Origin of the sequence: Pseudomonas sp. 18173 (assembly GCF_050432945.1) — a bacterium.
GTDB lineage: Bacteria > Pseudomonadota > Gammaproteobacteria > Pseudomonadales > Pseudomonadaceae > Aquipseudomonas.
This window is the reverse complement of sequence record NZ_JBKFTN010000001.1, coordinates 56,902-71,753: the sequence shown is the minus strand read 5'-3', so window position 1 is coordinate 71,753 and position 14,852 is coordinate 56,902. Positions and strand designations below refer to the sequence as shown.

Sequence of the window (14,852 nt, the reverse complement as noted above, 5' to 3'; positions counted from 1 at the left end):
GCCCGCGAAGGCGTCGTTTCAGTTGATGCATCTGTCGTCTGACACACCGTTTTCGCGAGCAAGCCCGCTCCCACAGGGGGAGGGGATGCCCAAGCAATTTCTTTTCCTCGTACTGGATCTTCCCATGAGTTCTGTTGCTGTGTTCAGCAAGGCCTCGCCGTTCGACGCATTGCAGCGCTGGCTACCAAAACTGGTGCTGGCGCCGAGCATGTTCATCGTTCTGGTGGGCTTCTATGGCTACATCCTCTGGACGTTCGTTCTGTCGTTCACCACGTCGACCTTCCTGCCGAACTACAAGTGGGCGGGGCTGGCGCAATACGCGCGGCTGTTCGACAACGACCGCTGGTGGGTGGCGAGCAAGAACCTGGCCGTGTTCGGCGGCATGTTCATCGCCATCACCCTGGTGATCGGCGTGTTGCTGGCGGTGTTTCTCGACCAGCGCATCCGTCGCGAAGGCTTCATCCGCACCATTTACCTGTACCCGATGGCGCTCTCGATGATCGTTACCGGTACCGCCTGGAAATGGCTGCTCAACCCGGGCATGGGCCTGGACAAATTGCTGCGGGACTGGGGCTGGGAAGGCTTTCGCCTGGACTGGCTGATCGACCCGGATCGCGTGGTGTATTGCCTGGTGATCGCTGCGGTATGGCAAGCCTCGGGTTTCATCATGGCGATGTTCCTGGCCGGCCTGCGTGGCGTGGATCAATCGATCATCCGCGCAGCGCAGATCGATGGTGCGAGCATGCCGACGATCTACTGGAAAGTGGTGCTGCCCAGCCTGCGTCCGGTGTTCTTCAGTGCCGTGATGATCCTGGCGCACATCGCGATCAAGAGTTTCGACCTGGTGGCGGCGATGACCGCCGGTGGTCCGGGTTACTCCTCCGACCTGCCGGCGATGTTCATGTATTCCTTCACCTTCAGCCGCGGCCAGATGGGCATGGGTTCGGCCAGTGCGATTCTGATGCTCGGTGCGATTCTCGCAATCATCGTGCCTTACCTGTACTCCGAGCTGAGGACCAAGCGTCATGACTAGTCTCGTTGCCAAACCTCCCGTCAGCCTGAGTCGTATCGCGATCTACGCGGTGCTGATATTCGCTGTCCTGCTTTACCTGATCCCGCTGGTGGTCATGCTGCTGACCAGCTTCAAGCCCCCGGAAGACATCAGCACCGGCAACCTGCTGAGCTGGCCGACCGTGGTCACCGGCATCGGCTGGATCAAGGCCTGGGCCACGGTAGACGGTTACTTCTGGAACTCGATCAAGATCACTGTTCCGGCTGTCTTGATCTCCACCGCCATCGGTGCGTTGAACGGCTACGTGTTGTCGATGTGGCGCTTTCGCGGTTCGCAGCTGTTCTTCGGCCTGCTGCTGTTCGGTTGCTTCCTGCCGTTCCAGACCGTCCTGCTGCCGGCCTCGTTCACCCTGGGCAAAATGGGCCTGGCCAGCACCACCACGGGCCTGGTGTTCGTGCACGTGGTCTACGGCCTGGCGTTCACCACGCTGTTCTTCCGTAACTACTACATCAGCATTCCGGATGCGTTGGTGAAGGCTGCGCGTCTCGACGGTGCCGGGTTCTTCACCATCTTCCGGCGGATCATCCTGCCGATGTCGACCCCGATCATCATGGTCTGCCTGATCTGGCAGTTCACCCAGATCTGGAACGACTTCCTGTTCGGTGTGGTGTTCTCCAGCGGTGATTCGCAACCGATCACGGTGGCGCTGAACAACCTGGTCAACACCAGCACCGGGGCCAAGGAATACAACGTTGATATGGCAGCGGCGATGATCGCCGGTCTGCCGACCCTGCTGGTCTATGTGGTCGCAGGCAAGTATTTCGTGCGCGGGCTGACGGCCGGCGCAGTCAAGGGGTAATCATGGCAACGCTCGAACTTCGCAACGTAAACAAGACCTACGGTGCCGGCCTGCCGGACACCCTGAAGAACATTGAACTGTCGATCAAGGACGGTGAGTTCCTGATCCTCGTCGGGCCATCGGGCTGCGGCAAGTCGACCCTGATGAACTGTATCGCGGGCCTTGAGACCATCAGTGGCGGCGCGATCATGATCGGCGATCAGGACGTCAGCGGCATGAGCCCCAAGGATCGCGACATCGCCATGGTGTTCCAGTCCTACGCGCTGTACCCGACCATGAGCGTGCGCGAGAACATCGAGTTCGGTCTGAAGATCCGCAAGATGAGCCAGTCGGCCATCGATGAGGAAGTGGCTCGCGTGGCCAAGCTGCTGCAGATCGAACACCTGCTCAACCGCAAGCCGGGCCAGCTCTCCGGTGGCCAGCAACAGCGCGTGGCGATGGGTCGTGCCCTGGCGCGGCGGCCGAAGATCTACCTGTTCGACGAGCCGCTATCCAACCTCGACGCCAAGCTGCGGGTCGAGATGCGCACCGAAATGAAACTGATGCACCAGCGCCTGAAAACCACCACGGTCTATGTGACCCACGACCAGATCGAAGCCATGACCCTGGGCGACAAAGTGGCGGTGATGAAGGACGGCATCATCCAGCAGTTCGGCACGCCGAAGGACATCTACAACGACCCGGCCAACCTGTTCGTGGCGAGCTTCATCGGTTCGCCGCCGATGAACTTCATCCCGCTGCGCCTGCAACGCAAGGACGGTCGTCTGCTGGCCCTGCTCGACAGCGGCCAGGCCCGTTGCGAACTGCCGTTGGCCATGCAGGACGCCGGGCTTGAAGACCGCGAAGTGATCCTCGGCATGCGCCCTGAGCAGATCGTTCTGGCCAACGGCGAAGCGAACGGTTTGCCGTCCATTCGCGCCGAAGTCCAGGTCACCGAACCGACCGGACCCGACACCCTGGTCTTCGTCAATCTCAACGACACCAAGGTCTGCTGCCGCATGGCGCCGGACGTGGCACCGGCGGTGGGCGAGACGCTGAACCTGCAATTCGACCCGGCCAAAGTGCTGCTGTTCGATGCCAAGACTGGTGAGCGTTTGGGTGTTGCCGGCGTGCCGAAAGCCGAGACTCACGCTGACAACGTAGCGCAATTCAAAGGCCGCTGAAAAACAAGAAATGTGGGAGCGAGCTTTTGTGGCGAGGGGGCTTGCCCCCGTTGGGGTGCGAAGCGCCCCTGAAACCTGTCACCGCAAACTCAAGCCTGAAGGTGGTGACGGTTTTTACGACCGCTGCGCAGTCGAACGGGGGCAAGCCCCCTCGCCACAAAAGCCATTCCCACGGGGGACATGTGGCGGGTGGAGACATCCGTCGCAACTGATGTAACCGCGTTAAAGAAGAAAAGTTAATAACAATAAAACGAGGATGTAGGGATGAAGATGAAGAACAAGGCCCGGTTGATCTGCCAAGTGTCAGCAGCGGCAGCACTGGTTCTGGCCGGTAATGCGATGGCCGCTGAAGCGTTCAGCTCCGACTCCAAATGGATGACGGGCGATTGGGGTGGTGAGCGAACCAGGCTGATCGAGCAGGGTATCGACATCAAGATGGATTACGTCGGTGAAGTCGGCGCCAACCTGCATGGCGGTTTCAACGATGACAAGACCGCGCGCTACTCCGACCAGTTCGGCCTGGGGGCGGCGCTGGACCTGGAGAAACTGCTGGGCTGGGACAACACCCAGGCCAAGATCCAGCTCACCAACCGTAACGGTGAGAACATCTCCAACGACCGTATCGGCGATCCGCGTGCCGGCACCCTGAGCTCCTCCCAGGAAGTCTTCGGACGTGGCCACATGGTGCGTCTGACCCAGTTGTGGATCCAGCATCAGTTCCTCGACAACAAACTGGACGTCAAGGCCGGTTACTTCGGTGAAGGTGAAGACTTCAACACCTTCCCGTGCGAATTCCAGAACCTGGCGTTCTGCGGATCCCAGGTGGGCAACTGGGCGACCAACATCTGGTACAACTGGCCGGTGATGCAAGCGGCGATCCGCGTCAAGTACAACATCAACGACGAGCTCTACGCGCAGATCGGCGCGTACAACCAGAACACCTCGCAACTGGAGCACGGTAACGGCTTCAAGCTCAGCGGCAGCGGTACCAATGGCACCGTCCTGCCGATCGAGCTGGTCTGGTCGCCGAAGGTCAACAACCTGCCGGGTGAATACCGTGTCGGTTACTACAAAAGTACCTCCGATGCCGACGACGTTCTCAAGGACGACAACGGTCAGGACGCAGCGACCAGCGGCAATCCATTGCGTGTCCACGATAGCAAGCACGGCTACTGGTTCGTCGCGCAGCAGCAACTGACCAGCCACAACGGCGACGCTTCTCGCGGTCTGAACATCGCGGCCAACGCCACTTTCCACGACAAGGACACCAACTTCATCGACAACTACCAGTCGCTGATGTTCGTGTACAAGGGGCCGTTCGACGCGCGTCCGAAGGATGACGTGGGCATCGGTTTCGCCCGTATCCATGTCAACGATGACGTGAAGAAAAACGCCGAGCTGACCAACGCGGCCAACGGTGTTTCGGATTACAACGATCCGGTGTTCTCGCCCATTCGTGAAACTGAATACAACTACGAGCTCAACTATGGTTTCCACGTGACCAACTGGCTGACCGTACGTCCGAACCTGCAATACATCACGCACCCGGGCGGCGTCGATCAAGTCGACAACGCTGTGGTGGCCGGCCTGAAAATTCAGTCGGTGTTCTAACGCTGTTGCGATAAGCTCTCCTCCATGTGCGCATTTTTGCGGACAGCCCTGGCTGTCCGCTTTTTTTTGTGTGGCGAGGGGGCTCGCCCCCGTTGGACTGCGCAGCAGTCCCATTTTGGGGCCGCTTCGCGACCCAACGGGGTGATGCGGCATTCCGACAAGCCCCCTCGCCACAAAAAGCGCTCTACAGGATTGTGAGAATGTTGAGTACACCCATGTTTTTCAGGACCGTGGCACATGCTTGAGCATCCGCTACAACGCTTCTTCAAATCCTTGCGCGAGCGTCCGGTGTTCGCGTGGGAGCGCTATCAGATGCGCGATGTGCTGGTGATCGATCATCCGCTGTGTCAGGCGGTGTTCAGCCGTCAGGGCGCGCAGTTGTTGCACTTTCAACCCAAGGGCCAGAAACCCTGGCTGTGGTGCGCGGCGAAATGGCCGCAGGTCGGTGCCATTCGCGGTGGCGTGCCGGTGTGTTGGCCATGGTATGGCCGGCATCCGAGTGAAAACGCCTGGCCGTCCCATGGCTGGGCACGGTTGCTCGACTGGAAGCTGCTCGACAGCAACAGTGATGACGATGGCGTGCGGTTGCACTGGCAACTGAAGTTGTGCGACTGGCAGGTGGACCTGCACGCGCATCTGGGCGAGCGCATGGAGTTGCGCCTGAGCACCGAGCATCAGGACGACATGCCGTGCCAGTTGAGCCAGGCTTTGCATGCTTACTGGCGTATTGGCGATGTCAGTGAGATAGCGCTGTCTGGGCTGGAAGGTGCGCAGGGTTATGACCAGTTGAGCCGACAGGTTTGTCAGCAGGAAGGCGAGTTGCGCGTGGACGGCGGTTGTCAGCGGGTGTTCCAGCATGACGGCGAATTGCAGCTCAATGACCATGCCTGGCAGCGGGCGTTGTGCATCGACACTGGCGAAACGGCCGACACGGTGGTTTGGCATCCCGGCTCACGGCCGTTGCTTGGCGTGACCTGGAACGAGATATCCGAGTTCGTTTGCGTAGAGGCCGCAAGTGGCGGTACCGACAGCCTGTGCCTGAAACCTGGGGAGCGGGCGCATTTGAGTTTGCAGGCGCGGGTGGGGGGTTAGTTCAAAATTCTCGGTGTCTGGACTGGCCCCTTCGCTGGCAAGCCAGCTCCCACAGTGTCCGCGTCGAGCACAAAACTTGCGGCAGTCATTGAACCTGTGGGAGCGGGCTTGCCCGCGAAGAGGCCAGATCAGGCAATAAAGATCTCGACCTAGTTGAACTCATCCCCAACCGGATACCGGCTGGCATTCAAGCTCTCCTTGATCTTGCGCAAGTGCGGCTGGAAATCCACGCCCCGGCGCAGGGTCATGCCGGTGGCGAGTACGTCCAGCACGGTCAGCTGAATGATCCGCGAGGTCATCGGCATGTAGATGTCGGTGTCTTCCGGCAGCGGAATGTTCAGGCTCAGGGTGCTGGCCTTGGCCAGTGGCGAGTTCTCGGCGGTCAGGCCCAGCACCGATGCGCCGTTTTCCCGGGCGATGCGCGCGACTTCCACCAGTTCGCGGGTGCGACCGGTATAGGAAATGATCACGAACAGCTCGCCGGTGTGGGCCACCGAGGCAATCATGCGTTGCATCAGCACGTCGGCGTGGGCCGTGACGGCGAGGTTGAAACGGAAGAACTTGTGCTGTGCATCCAGCGCCACGGGAGCCGAGGCGCCGAGGCCGAAGAAGTGGATTTGCCGGGCCTGGATCAACAAATCGACGGCGCGGCTGATCAGGTTCGGGTCCAGGGCCTGGCAAGCGCTGTCCAGCGAGGCGATGGCGCTGCCGAAGATCTTCTGGGTATAGGCTTCCGGATTGTCGTCGGCTTCCACCGCACGGCTGACGTACGCGGCGCCACTGGCCAGGCTCTGGGCCAGTTGCAGTTTGAGCTCGGGGTAGCCGCTGACGCCGAACGAACGGCAGAAACGGTTGACCGTCGGTTCGCTGACCGAAGCCGCCTGGGCGAGGGCAGCGATGCTGAACCGGGTGGCCTGCTGCGGGTTGAGCAGGATCACCTCGGCGACTTTGCGCTCGGCCTTGTTCAGCTCTTCAAGGCGATTCTGGATTTGTTCCAGTAAATTTCGCACGCGGTCCATATGGGATTCCTTGATTCACCGGCACCGATAAGCGCGCGGCTAATGCAAAAAGGGCCTTTGGTGAGGCCCGTAACGGTGGCCTATCCTACTGATGGCTCCGACCGACCACCACTCGGAATCTGTATTTTGCGAAAATGTTGTGGTTATTACTACATTTTCCCTTGAGTGATGCCTTGAAAAAAGGTATTTGTAGCTTAACTTGATAAAAGAACAAACATCATGCTCTCGATTACGGTTGAACCGTGCACCTTTGCCTTGTTCGGCGCCCTGGGCGATCTGGCCTTGCGCAAGCTGTTTCCTGCCCTCTATCAACTCGACGGCGCCGGCCTGCTGCACGAGGACACGCGTATTATCGCGCTGGCCCGTGAGTCTGGCAGCGAGCAGGAACACCTGTCGTTCATAGCCTCCGAGCTGCGCCGCTATGTCGGTGCCAAAGAGCTGGACGAAGCCGTGATCGAGCGTTTCCTGGCGCGCCTGAGCTACCTGCACGTCGACTTCCTCAATCCCGACGATTATGTGGCCCTGGCCGAAGCCGCCGGTAGCGCACAGCGAGTCATCGCCTACTTTGCGACCCCGGCCGCCGTCTACGGCGCGATTTGCGAAAACCTGGCCAAGGTCGGCCTGGCGCAAAACACCCGTGTGGTGCTGGAAAAGCCCATCGGTTCGGACCTGGAATCCTCGCGCAAGGTCAACGACGCCGTGGCGCAATTCTTCCCGGAGAACCGCACCTACCGCATCGACCACTACCTGGGCAAGGAGACCGTCCAGAACCTGATCGCCCTGCGTTTCGCCAACAGCCTGTTCGAAACCCAGTGGAACCAGAACTACATCTCCCACGTGGAAATCACCGTGGCCGAGAAGGTCGGTATCGAAGGCCGTTGGGGTTACTTCGACAAGGCCGGCCAGCTGCGCGACATGATCCAGAACCACCTGCTGCAACTGCTCTGCCTGATCGCCATGGACCCGCCGGCCGACCTGTCCGCCGACAGCATCCGTGACGAGAAGGTCAAGGTGCTCAAGGCCCTGGCGCCGATCAGCCCGGAAGGCCTGACCACTCAAGTGGTGCGCGGCCAGTACATCGCCGGCTACAGCGAAGGCAAGGCGGTACCGGGATACCTGGAAGAACCCAATTCCAACACCCAGAGCGACACCGAGACCTTCGTTGCCCTGCGTGCCGACATCCGCAACTGGCGCTGGGCCGGCGTGCCGTTCTACCTGCGTACCGGCAAGCGTATGCCGCAGAAGCTGTCGCAGATCGTCATCCACTTCAAGGAACCGTCGCACTACATCTTCGCTCCCGAGCAGCGCCTGCAAATCAGCAACAAGCTGATTATCCGCCTGCAACCGGACGAAGGCATTTCCTTGCGCGTGATGACCAAGGATCAAGGCCTGGACAAAGGCATGCAGCTGCGCAGCGGTCCGTTGCAGCTGAATTTTTCCGACACCTGGAGTAGCGCACGGATTCCCGATGCCTACGAACGGTTGTTGCTGGAAGTGATGCGCGGCAATCAGAACCTGTTTGTCCGTAAAGATGAAATCGAAGCCGCGTGGAAGTGGTGTGACCAGTTGATCGCCGGGTGGAAAAAATCCGGCGATGCGCCCAAGCCGTACGCGGCCGGGTCCTGGGGACCGATGAGCTCCATTGCTCTGATCACGCGGGACGGGAGGTCGTGGTATGGCGATATCTGATTTGAAACTGCCGCAGGGCGTCAGCGCCCATGCGTTCAAGAGCCCGGTGCTGCTGGCCGAAAGCCTGGCACTGAAGGTGGCCCGACAATTGAGCGATGCAATCGACGCCCAGGGTACAGCAACGCTGGTGGTGTCCGGTGGCCGCAGCCCGGTGGCGTTTTTCCAGCACCTGGCCAAGCAGGCGCTGGACTGGTCCAACGTGGTGGTCAGCCTGGCCGACGAGCGTTGGGTACCGGTGGAGCATGCCGACAGTAACGCTGGCCTGCTCAAGAAATATCTGTTGCAGGGCCCGGCGGCCAAGGCGCAGTTCCTGAGCCTGTACAGCGCCAGTGCCAACCTTGAGCAGGCAGCCGAGCAGGCCGACCGTTTGCTGTCCGAGTTGCCGGTGATCGACGTGCTGATCCTCGGCATGGGCGATGACGGCCACACCGCGTCGCTGTTCCCCGACAGCCCGAACCTGGCCGAGGCCTTGAAAGTCGACGGCACACGTCGTTGCTGGCCGATGCTGGCGCCGACCGTGCCGCGTCAGCGCCTGACCATGAGCCGCGCGCTGCTGGCTTCGGCCAAACACAAGATTCTGTCGATTTCCGGTCAGTCCAAGCTGACCACCCTGAGTTTCGCGCTGGCCGGTGACGATGTCGCCGAAATGCCGGTGCGCGCATTTCTGCAACCCACGTTAGAGATTTACTGGTGCCCATGAGCCAAGGAACAGCCGCTATGACAAACCCATCCCCGACCGTTTCCATGGCGGATAAAGTTGCCCTGATCGACAGCCTCTGCACGAAAGCGCGGATTTTGCCGGTGATCACCATTGCCCGCGAGCAGGACGTTCTGCCGCTGGCCGACGCGCTCGCGGCCGGTGGCCTGACGGCCCTGGAAGTGACCCTGCGTTCGCAATTCGGCCTCAAGGCCATCCAGATTCTGCGCGAGCAGCGTCCAGAGCTGGTGACTGGTGCCGGCACCGTGCTCGATCGCCAGATGCTGGCGGCAGCGGAAGCGGCGGGCTCGCAATTCATCGTTACGCCGGGCATCACCCGCGACCTGCTGGAAGCCAGCGTCGCCAGCCCGATTCCACTGTTGCCAGGCATCAGCAATGCCTCGGGCATCATGGAAGGCTACGGCCTGGGTTACCGCCGCTTCAAGTTGTTCCCGGCCGAAGTCAGCGGCGGCGTTGCAGCCATCAAGGCTTTGGGCGGCCCGTTCGGCGAAGTGAAATTCTGCCCGACCGGCGGCGTCGGCCCGGCCAATATCAAGAGCTACATGGCGTTGAAAAATGTCATGTGCGTGGGCGGTAGCTGGATGCTTGATCCGGAGTGGATCAAGAACGGCGACTGGGCCCGCATTCAGGAATGCACCGCCGAGGCCTTGGCGCTGCTGGACTGATCGCTTCACCCGACACCTCGTTGTGTGTTCTACGGCTTTACGGTGCGCTTGGTCGGTGCACCGTTTTTTTTTGCCCGCGAAAACGTGCGGCAATCAACACCTCTGTAGGAGCGAGCTCGCTCGCGAAAAACCTCCAGGCACCGCTGGCTACCAGGTTCCCGCGTCATCGTTCACGACCATCGCGAGCAAGCTCGCTCCTACAGGCACCGCTGGCTACCAGGTTCCCGCGTCATCGTTCACGACCCTCGCGAGCAAGCTCACTCCTACAGGCACCGCTGGCTACCAGGTTCTCGCGTCGTCGTTCACGACCATCGCGAGCAAGCTCGCTCCTACAGGCACCGCTGGTTACCGGGTTTCAGCGTTATCGTTCACGACCATCGTCGGAACGCCGCCCGGAGCCAGCTCTCTGCCACAAGGACATCGTGCGATACATAGTTACCGCATACCGGAAATTGCCAGGCGTTAACCTGCGTTCATCTTATGGAAGAGAGAACGTCATGGACGCTACCACCTCAGTTGCACCCGCAGCACCGGTCTGCCTGTTGTCCCCCGAACAGATTGCCGGCCCTTATTTTCGCAACCCGAAATTGATCCGCAGAAACATCAGCGAAGGTGCCGAAGGCGTTCCTTTGGTATTGCGCCTGACCATTGTCGATGCGATGACCGGTGAACCGGTCCCCGATGCGCTGGTGGATATCTGGCACTGCAATGCTCGCGGTGCCTATTCGGGCTGGAGCAAGATCAACCCGGATGTCGAGGTCGATTCCGGTGACATTGGCGCAGTCCCGCGAACCGACGACGATACCTACCTGCGCGGCGGGCAATTCACCGACAAGGCGGGCATCGTGCGCTTCACCACGATCTATCCGGGTTTTTACGCTGGCCGTGCCTTGCACATTCATGTCGCCGTGCGCATCACGGCCGGCAACAACTATTTGCAAGAACGACATGTCGCCTGGGTCGGGCAGCTTTACCTGCCCGAGGTGGCCTCGCGCCCGGTACTCAACAGCCGCCCCTACAGCGGCCGAACCGTGCCGGTGCTGACCAACGATCAGGACTTTTTCTACACAACCATGGGTGGCGAAGAATCGACCTTGAGTGTGCACACCCTGGGGCGCGATTCGGCTGAAGACGGATACTTCGGGAAGATGACCATCGGCATCGACACCTTCGCCGTGTCGACCCAGATCAAGCCCGAGGACTTTGACAAGTACACCGTCTGACGTCAGGTCAGTTCAGTCAGTGCGCTGGCCAGCGCATCCATGTCGGCCGCCGTGGTGGTGAGCCCCGGTGTAATGCGGATGCACGGACCGCATGCCGCGCCAGTGCGTACCACGGTGAACAGGTTGTAGTCCTTGAGCAGCCGCTCGACCATCGCCTGCTGATCGGCCTGTGCGGTGAAACGCAGGGCCGTGATGCCGCAGTACAGGCGCGGGTCGTCCGGGGTCAGGACTTCGATGCCCGGCAGTTCGCGCACGGGGCGGACCCACCGATTGCGCAGGTAATTGAGCCGCGAACCTTTGGCCGCAGCGCCACCCATGGCGTGATGCTCCTCGAGCACCAGCGGCAGGGTCAGCAACGCCGGGATGTTGGGGGTGCTGTACGAGGTACGGGCACGGATATCAGTGGCCGGGAAATGCATCTCGCCCATGTCCGGGTCGATGTCGGCCAGGCGTTCGGGGGCGATGTAGATAAAACCGAGCGTCAGCGGGGCGCCGATCCACTTGTGCAGGTTGTAGCCGGCGAAGGCGATGCCCAGTTCGGTCAGGTCAAATTCGAGCTGGCCGAGGGCATGGGCCCCGTCGAGGATGACGTCGATCCCATGTTCCTTCGCCGCCGCGGCAATCGCCTGCACCGGCATCACCAGGCCCGTGCGATGGGTGACGTGGGTCAGGGCCATCAGCTTCAGCCGCGGGAGCCGTGCGAAGGCTTCCCGATAGCCATTGAGCAGGCTGTCGAAGGTGGCCGGGTGCGGGTGTTCGATCTCGATCACTTCGACACCGCGATTGCGTGCCAGCCAGCGCATGGCGCCTTTGACCGTGTCGTATTCCAGATCGCAAAACAGTACCTGATCGCCGGGCTGGAGCCGGTTGTAGTTGCGGATCAGCGACTGCAAACCTTCCGACGCGTTGCGGGTCAGGGCGATGCTGTCGGCGGGTACGCCTGCCAGCCTGGCCAGTTGCGCGCGGATCTTCAGGCTGTCGCCCTGCTCGAAGCGCTGGCGCACGTAGACCGAATTGCTGCGATTGATGAGCTCGATGTTGCGCTGGTATTCCTCGACCACCGTGCGCGACATGCGTGCGAAGTAACCGTTCTCCAGGTTGAGCGGGCCGGGTTCGACATCGTAGCGGTCGGCAAAGGTTCGCCAGAAGGCTTCATCACGGGCGCGGCGGGTGTTGTCGGGCATGGGCTACTCGGTAGGTGATTCAGTGGCGCGGAGCCGGTTTGCCGTGTTTGGCGCGTAGCGGTTCGAGCAGGTCCGATAAACCGTTGTGATCGATTTCCTGCATCAGGGCCAGCAGGCCGCCCAACTCGCCTTGAGGGAAACCCTCCCGGGCGAACCAGTTCAGGTAAGGGCCGGGCAGGTCGGCAATGATTCGACCCTTGTACTTGCCGAAGGGCATTTCGCGGGTGATCAGCAGTTCGAGCTTTTCAGGATTCATCGGTCGGTCGTCTTGATTCAGTCAGTCTGGAAAATACAGGCATTCTGCATGCAGGCCAATTGACAGATCATGCAAATAAAACGGATACAGATTTCTGGATAATAGATAAGTATTTGAAAGATAACGGATAAATATACAGGTCCAGCCTGGCATGCAGGGTGCACCACTCATTGCATCTTTCATCAACCGCGAGGAACTGAAAAATGACCGACATGAATAAAGAAGCGATTTCCGTACTCAACGACCTGATTGAAACCAGCAAGGACGGTCAGGCCGGGTTCAAGACCTGCGCTGAAGACATCAAGCACCCAGAGCTGAAAAACCTGTTCATCGCGCGTTCGGCCGATTGTGCTGCAGCCGCTACGGAACTGCAGTCTGCCGTGCGTTCGATGGGTGGCGATCCGCAAACCTCCACCAGTGTCAGCGGTGATTTGCACCGTCGCTGGGTCGACGTGAAGTCGATGTTCACCGGCAAGGGCGAGGAGGCGGTACTCAATGAAGCCGAGCGTGGTGAAGACCATGCGTTGAAGGCTTACCGGGACGCCATGGAGAAAATCAACAAGCACAACCTGGTGGGCATTCGTGACTTGGTTGAGCGCCAGTACCATGGCGCGCAACGCAATCACGATCAGGTCAAGGCCTTGCGTAACCAGGCGCGTGCCCGTTCGTAATGCCTGGTTGAAACAACTGTGGGGGCGGGCTTGCTCGCGAAGGCGGCGTGTCAGTCACTATCAATGGTGACTGTCAGACCGCCTTCGCGAGCAAGCCCGCTCCCACATTGTTTGTTTTTGACCAGTCAATTAGCCAATGCTGATCGCCGGCAACTCCGTCAACGTCACGCTCTGTTGCTTGCGTGGCGCGAGGATTTCCGCCTCGCCGTCCACCACCAGTTCATCGCGCTGGTTGAACACGCGAGTGGCAATGCGCACGCGAAACTTCGGCAGCTTTTCCAGAATTTCCAGGCGCACGGTCAGGGTGTCGCCGATCTTCACCGGTTTTTGAAAGCTCATTGTCTGGCCGATGTAGATAGTCCCCGGTCCAGGCAACTCGCAGGCGACCGCCGCGCTGATCAGTGCGCCGCTGAACATGCCGTGGGCAATGCGTTCCTTGAACATGGTGTTGGCGGCGTATTCGGCATCCAGGTGCACCGGGTTGTGATCGCCGGACATCGCGGCGAACAACTGGATGTCGCGCTCTTCGACGGTCTTGCTGAAGCTGGCGGTCTGGCCGATTTCGAGGGCTTCGTAAGGGGTGTTGGTAACCTGGGTCATCTGTCTCAATTCCTGTGACGAATTAAAAAATTCACAAAAAAAACTATTCGGATCGGTGCGGCCGAGGCGTGCTCAAGGCCTGCGCGATCCAGTTCAGCACATCGGCGATGATTTCATCGCGGTTGCTCTCGTTGAACAGTTCGTGGCGTGCCTGCGGGTAAACGGTCAGCTGCAGGTGCCGGCTGCCGGCCGCCCGCAGTGCGTCGGCCAGATCCTTGAGACGTTTGCCTTCGCTCACCGGATCACATTCACCGCCAATCACCAGCAACGGCAGGCCCGGGTCGATCTGTGCGAGATTGGACGCTTTGCTGATTTGCTGCAAGCCGCCGAGCAAATCGATCCACAGTTGATTGGTGCAACGGAAACCGCAGAGCGGGTCGTTGACGTAAAGATCGACCTGCGCCGGGTCGCGGCTGAGCCAGTCGAACGGCGTGCGTGCCGGTTTGAACCTGTTGTTGAACGAGCCGAACGACAGCCATTCGATCAATGCGCTGCGGCCTTTGCCGCCCTGGCGCAGGCGTTCGAAACGAGCGATTTGCCGTGCCACGCGATACAGCGCCACAGGCTGGAAGTTCGAGCCGCTGAGGATCGCCCCGTGCAGGCTGGCACTGTGGTGCAGCAGATAAGCCTGGGCAACGTAGCTGCCCATGCTGTGACCGAGCAATACGATCGGTACGCCAGGGTGCTGCTGGCCGATGTGCTGGTTGAGGCAGGCCAGGTCGCTCACGACCTTGGACCAGCCATGCTCATCGGCGAAATGCCCCAGTGTCCCGTTTTCGGCAGTTTTGCCATGTCCACGCAGATCCGGCGCGCACACGCCATAGCCCTGGTCACAGAACTTTTGCGCCAGCGGGCCATAGCGACCGCTGTGCTCGGCCATGCCGTGGGCCAGCAGAATCATTGCCTTGAGGCTGCCCTCGGGTAGCCACTGGTTGACGAAGAGGCGGCTGTGGTCGCTCGTGGTCAGCCAGAAAGTGTCGTGAATCATGGCGGTTCCTTTGCATGAGGCTGCCTGGTCGTAAACAGCTCGTTGCAGTTTATAGCGCATCCTCGGCCGGGCGTCTGATCAGCTTGCGCCACGGCAAGAAGA

General features: G+C 60.4%; 15 protein-coding genes. 10 read left to right on the top strand and 5 right to left on the bottom strand.

From position 1 onward, the window contains the following. The first annotated feature begins 124 nt into the window (after positions 1–124). From ACLD1X_RS00350 to ACLD1X_RS00330, 5 genes are all read left to right on the top strand, one after another. Positions 125–1,033, top strand: coding sequence for a carbohydrate ABC transporter permease (locus ACLD1X_RS00350; RefSeq protein ID WP_429365653.1), 909 nt, complete (start codon positions 125–127; stop codon positions 1,031–1,033). Further along, the gene (locus ACLD1X_RS00345; protein WP_429365652.1) at positions 1,026–1,871 is read left to right on the top strand and encodes a carbohydrate ABC transporter permease; all 846 of its coding nucleotides are present in this window, start codon (positions 1,026–1,028) and stop codon (positions 1,869–1,871) included. Before ACLD1X_RS00350 ends, ACLD1X_RS00345 begins: the two co-directional genes overlap by 8 nt. Before the next feature lie 2 nt (positions 1,872–1,873). Continuing rightward, positions 1,874–3,034, top strand: coding sequence for an ABC transporter ATP-binding protein (locus tag ACLD1X_RS00340; protein ID WP_429365651.1), 1,161 nt, complete (start codon positions 1,874–1,876; stop codon positions 3,032–3,034). 264 nt (positions 3,035–3,298) lie between these two features. Beyond that, the gene (locus ACLD1X_RS00335; RefSeq protein WP_429365649.1) at positions 3,299–4,645 is read left to right on the top strand and encodes a carbohydrate porin; all 1,347 of its coding nucleotides are present in this window, start codon (positions 3,299–3,301) and stop codon (positions 4,643–4,645) included. Positions 4,646–4,882: 237 nt separating this feature from the next. Next, entirely contained in the window at positions 4,883–5,737 is an 855-nt protein-coding gene (locus ACLD1X_RS00330; RefSeq protein WP_429365648.1) for a D-hexose-6-phosphate mutarotase, read from the top strand. 149 nt (positions 5,738–5,886) lie between these two features. Here ACLD1X_RS00330 and ACLD1X_RS00325 read toward each other — a convergent pair whose 3' ends face one another. Next, positions 5,887–6,747, bottom strand: coding sequence for a MurR/RpiR family transcriptional regulator (locus tag ACLD1X_RS00325; RefSeq protein ID WP_170948639.1), 861 nt, complete (start codon positions 6,745–6,747; stop codon positions 5,887–5,889). Between the two features lie 228 nt (positions 6,748–6,975). On the opposite strand from ACLD1X_RS00325, the gene zwf reads away from it, so the two are divergent. The 4 genes from zwf (at position 6,976) to ACLD1X_RS00305 (ending at position 11,051) form a co-directional block, all read left to right on the top strand. Beyond that, positions 6,976–8,445 (top strand): glucose-6-phosphate dehydrogenase, encoded by a 1,470-nt coding sequence (zwf, locus tag ACLD1X_RS00320; protein WP_429365647.1) that lies wholly within the window; start codon positions 6,976–6,978, stop codon positions 8,443–8,445. Further along, complete coding sequence (gene pgl, locus ACLD1X_RS00315; RefSeq protein WP_429365646.1) at positions 8,432–9,145, top strand: 6-phosphogluconolactonase; 714 nt, start codon at positions 8,432–8,434, stop codon at positions 9,143–9,145. The genes zwf and pgl overlap by 14 nt, the downstream gene beginning before the upstream one ends. Before the next feature lie 17 nt (positions 9,146–9,162). After that, entirely contained in the window at positions 9,163–9,828 is a 666-nt protein-coding gene (locus ACLD1X_RS00310; RefSeq protein ID WP_429365645.1) for a bifunctional 4-hydroxy-2-oxoglutarate aldolase/2-dehydro-3-deoxy-phosphogluconate aldolase, read from the top strand. A 497-nt stretch (positions 9,829–10,325) separates the two neighbouring features. Further along, complete coding sequence (locus ACLD1X_RS00305; RefSeq protein WP_429365644.1) at positions 10,326–11,051, top strand: intradiol ring-cleavage dioxygenase; 726 nt, start codon at positions 10,326–10,328, stop codon at positions 11,049–11,051. A 2-nt stretch (positions 11,052–11,053) separates the two neighbouring features. Here the strand turns inward: ACLD1X_RS00305 and ACLD1X_RS00300 are convergent, their stop codons facing one another. Then, entirely contained in the window at positions 11,054–12,235 is a 1,182-nt protein-coding gene (locus tag ACLD1X_RS00300; RefSeq protein WP_429365643.1) for an aminotransferase class V-fold PLP-dependent enzyme, read from the bottom strand. Between the two features lie 19 nt (positions 12,236–12,254). Further along, positions 12,255–12,491: a DUF3820 family protein gene (locus ACLD1X_RS00295; RefSeq protein ID WP_429365642.1), complete on the bottom strand. Its 237-nt coding sequence runs from the start codon at positions 12,489–12,491 to the stop codon at positions 12,255–12,257. A gap of 203 nt (positions 12,492–12,694) precedes the next feature. Between ACLD1X_RS00295 and ACLD1X_RS00290 the strand changes: the two genes are divergently transcribed. Then, positions 12,695–13,162, top strand: a complete 468-nt coding sequence (locus ACLD1X_RS00290) for a ferritin-like domain-containing protein (RefSeq protein WP_429365641.1) — start codon at positions 12,695–12,697, stop codon at positions 13,160–13,162. Between the two features lie 129 nt (positions 13,163–13,291). Here ACLD1X_RS00290 and ACLD1X_RS00285 read toward each other — a convergent pair whose 3' ends face one another. Further along, positions 13,292–13,762 carry a MaoC family dehydratase gene (locus tag ACLD1X_RS00285; protein ID WP_429365640.1) on the bottom strand — a complete coding sequence of 157 codons (471 nt, stop codon included), beginning with the start codon at positions 13,760–13,762 and terminating at the stop codon, positions 13,292–13,294. A gap of 43 nt (positions 13,763–13,805) precedes the next feature. Then, positions 13,806–14,750 (bottom strand): lysophospholipase, encoded by a 945-nt coding sequence (locus ACLD1X_RS00280; protein WP_429365639.1) that lies wholly within the window; start codon positions 14,748–14,750, stop codon positions 13,806–13,808. Positions 14,751–14,852: the final 102 nt, after the last annotated feature.

Excerpts from the sequence above, each read along its gene's own strand:
- ACLD1X_RS00350 (WP_429365653.1), top strand. The coding sequence starts at position 125 with ATGAGTTCTGTTGCTGTGTTCAGCAAGGCCTCGCCGTTCGACGCATTG.
- ACLD1X_RS00345 (WP_429365652.1), top strand. The coding sequence starts at position 1,026 with ATGACTAGTCTCGTTGCCAAACCTCCCGTCAGCCTGAGTCGTATCGCG.
- ACLD1X_RS00340 (WP_429365651.1), top strand. The coding sequence starts at position 1,874 with ATGGCAACGCTCGAACTTCGCAACGTAAACAAGACCTACGGTGCCGGC.
- ACLD1X_RS00335 (WP_429365649.1), top strand. The coding sequence starts at position 3,299 with ATGAAGATGAAGAACAAGGCCCGGTTGATCTGCCAAGTGTCAGCAGCG.
- ACLD1X_RS00330 (WP_429365648.1), top strand. The coding sequence starts at position 4,883 with ATGCTTGAGCATCCGCTACAACGCTTCTTCAAATCCTTGCGCGAGCGT.
- zwf (WP_429365647.1), top strand. The coding sequence starts at position 6,976 with ATGCTCTCGATTACGGTTGAACCGTGCACCTTTGCCTTGTTCGGCGCC.
- pgl (WP_429365646.1), top strand. The coding sequence starts at position 8,432 with ATGGCGATATCTGATTTGAAACTGCCGCAGGGCGTCAGCGCCCATGCG.
- ACLD1X_RS00310 (WP_429365645.1), top strand. The coding sequence starts at position 9,163 with ATGACAAACCCATCCCCGACCGTTTCCATGGCGGATAAAGTTGCCCTG.
- ACLD1X_RS00305 (WP_429365644.1), top strand. The coding sequence starts at position 10,326 with ATGGACGCTACCACCTCAGTTGCACCCGCAGCACCGGTCTGCCTGTTG.
- ACLD1X_RS00300 (WP_429365643.1), bottom strand. The coding sequence starts at position 12,235 with ATGCCCGACAACACCCGCCGCGCCCGTGATGAAGCCTTCTGGCGAACC.
- ACLD1X_RS00295 (WP_429365642.1), bottom strand. The coding sequence starts at position 12,491 with ATGAATCCTGAAAAGCTCGAACTGCTGATCACCCGCGAAATGCCCTTC.
- ACLD1X_RS00290 (WP_429365641.1), top strand. The coding sequence starts at position 12,695 with ATGACCGACATGAATAAAGAAGCGATTTCCGTACTCAACGACCTGATT.
- ACLD1X_RS00285 (WP_429365640.1), bottom strand. The coding sequence starts at position 13,762 with ATGACCCAGGTTACCAACACCCCTTACGAAGCCCTCGAAATCGGCCAG.
- ACLD1X_RS00280 (WP_429365639.1), bottom strand. The coding sequence starts at position 14,750 with ATGATTCACGACACTTTCTGGCTGACCACGAGCGACCACAGCCGCCTC.